The organism is Rhodococcus sp. 14-2470-1a (assembly GCF_002259425.1).
Lineage (GTDB): Bacteria > Actinomycetota > Actinomycetes > Mycobacteriales > Mycobacteriaceae > Rhodococcoides > Rhodococcoides fascians_E.
In genome coordinates this window covers 1-2,649 of sequence record NZ_NPFZ01000058.1, presented here as the reverse complement: position 1 = coordinate 2,649, position 2,649 = coordinate 1, and the positions used below count along the sequence as shown (strand labels likewise).

Sequence of the window (2,649 nt, the reverse complement as noted above, 5' to 3'; positions counted from 1 at the left end):
GTGGGAGATCATGACGCCTTTGGGGCGTCCGGTGGTGCCGGAGGTGAAGATGACGTAGGCGGTGTCGGCGGGGGTGAGGGTGCGTGTCAGTACCGGTGCCGCGGTGTCACCGTGTGTCAGGCGTGCTGATACTGCTGGGTCGGTGAGGAAATCTTCGGTGATGACCACTGTGGGAGAAGCGTCGTCGAGGATGTGGGTGATGCGTTCGCTGGGGTAGTCGGGGTCGATGGGGACGTAGACTGCGCCGGCGCGGATGACGGCGATCAGTGTGGTGACGAGGTCGACGTTGCGGGGGAGCATGACTGCGACGCGGTCTCCGAGCTGCACGCCACGTTCGATCAGTATGTGCGCCAGTGCGTTTGCGCGGAAGTCGAGATCTGTGTAGGACGTCGTGGCGGCTGAGTCGTCGATGACGGCGGTGGCGTGTGGGGTGTGGGTGGTTCGGTTGCGGATGAGTGTGTCGAGGGTGGTGTTCGGGTTGGGTAGGACGGGCCCGGTCGACCAGTGGTCGAGTTGTGTGTGTTCGGGGTCGGTGAGGACTGGTATCTCTGCCAGTCGTGTGTCTGGTGTGGCGGCAAGGGTTTTCAGGACGCGTTGGAAGGTGGTGGTGAATCGGTCGATGGTGGCGGGGGTGAACAGTTCGGTGGCGTAGGTGAGGGAGCCGACCATACCGTTCGGGGTGTCTGTGAGGTCGAGGTCGAGATCGGTCTTGGCCGCACCCAACCCCGTCACCGCACCCAACTCCGTTGCCGCGCCCGTCGGAAGTACTGATTCGACCAGGCCCGGCAGCAACGAACCCACCTCACCAGTTCCGTCGTCGATATGAGAGGTCGTGTGGGTGAGGAGGATTTGGAAGAGGGGTGTGCGGTTGGTGGTGCGGGGTGTGTTGGTGGTGCGGGTGATGGTTTCGAAGGGTGCGTGTTGGTGGGCGAGGCCGTCGAGGATGGTGTGGTGGGTGGTGGTGAGTAGGTCGGTGATGGTGTCGGTGGGGTGGAGGTGGTGGCGTAGGGGGAGGGTGTTGACGAAGTAGCCGATGAGGTTTTCGAGTCCGTGTTCGGTGCGTCCGCCGATGGGGGATCCGATGATGATGTCGGTGCCGGCGCCGAGCAGTGATGCGGTGATGGCGGTGACGGTGTGGGTGAGGGTGAACATCGAGACGCCGCAGTGGGCGGCGACGGTGCGGGCTGCGGCGGCGGTGTGGGGGTCGATGGTGAAGGTGATGTCGGTGCCGTGGCCGGTGGGGTGTGCGGGGCGGGGGTGGTCGAGGGTGATGATCGATTCGTCGGGGGCGTCGGTGAGGGTGGTGCGCCAGTAGTCGAGGTGGCGGGAGAGTTCGGAGGTGGGGTCGGCGGCGTCGCCGAGGGTGGTGCGTTGCCAGGTGGCGTAGTGGGCGTAGGTGACCGGTAGTGGTGTCCAGGTCGGTGCGGTGCCGGCCTGTCGTGCGGTGTAGGCGGCGGCGAGGTCGGTGAGCAGGGCGGGGGTGGACCATTCGTCGATCGCGTGGTGGTGCGCGATGAGGGCGATGGTCCATTCGGTGTCGGCGGTGCGCAGGACAGCGACGCGGAGTGGGAGGTCGGTGGCGAGATCGAACCCGGCGGCGATGAGAGCGGCGATATAGGTGTCGGGGTCGGTATCGGTGTGGGGGTGGGTGTTGTCGGTGCCGCGTAGGTCGGTGATCTCGATGGAGAGTCGTTCGGTGATGTGGGCGGGTTCGACGATGTGTTGGGTGAGGGTGCCGTCGTGTTCGACGAGCAGGGTGCGCAGGGGGTGGTGGCGGGTGACGAGGTCGCCGATGGCTGCGGTGAAGGCTGCGGTGTCGAGGTTTCCGGTGAGGGTCCAGATCGTGGGTACGACGTACTGGGAGGCGGGTCCGCCGAGTTGGTCGATGATCCAGAGTGCTTGTTGGCCGTAGGAGGCGGGGATCGGGTCGGTGACCTCGATGTCGGTGATGCGTACTGGTGACAGGTGTGCTGTGGCGCCGTCGCCGGTGGTGTCGAGGGTGGCGATGGTGGTGTCGACGAGGGCGGCGAGGCCGGTGATGGTGGGGGTGGTGAACACTTCGCGCAGGGTCAGGGAGGTGCCGAGTTCGGCGTTGATGCGGGCGGCGACGCGGGTGGCGGTCAGGGAGTGCCCGCCGAGGCGGAAGAAATGGTCGTCTGCGGTGAGTGTGGTGTCGTCGGTGAGTCCGAGGACTTCGTGGAACAGCCGCCCGAGTGCTTTTTCCGTATCGGTCTCGAGTTCTTGTCCGCCAGCCAATGCCCCGGTGAGGTCGGGTGTGGGTAGGGCGCGGTGGTCGAGTTTGCCGTTGGGGGTGACGGGGATTTCGGTGACGGGGATGAAGACGGTGGGGATCATGTAGTCGGGTAGTCGGTCGGTGAGGAATGCCCGTAGTTCCTCGTCGGTGGCCTCATTGTCGGTGGTGCTGGTGTGATAGGCGGCGAGGTATTTTCCGGTGCCGCTGCCGTTGGTGTTTCCGGGGTGGTCTGCGGCGATGACGATGGCGGTGGAGACGGCGGGGTGGTGTTCGAGGACGGTGCGGATGTCGTCGGTTTCGATGCGGTAGCCGCGGATCTTGACCTGATCGTCGGTGCGTCCGAGGTAGTCGAGTTGCCCGTCGGTGTTCCAGCGGACGAGATCGCCGGTGCGGTA

Annotated in this window: 1 protein-coding gene; it reads right to left on the bottom strand. The window is 65.5% G+C overall.

What is annotated here, in order from left to right; translation table 11 throughout:
- A partial coding sequence (locus CH292_RS27565) for a condensation domain-containing protein (protein WP_143545834.1) occupies positions 1-2,649 on the bottom strand: 2,649 nt, incomplete at both ends.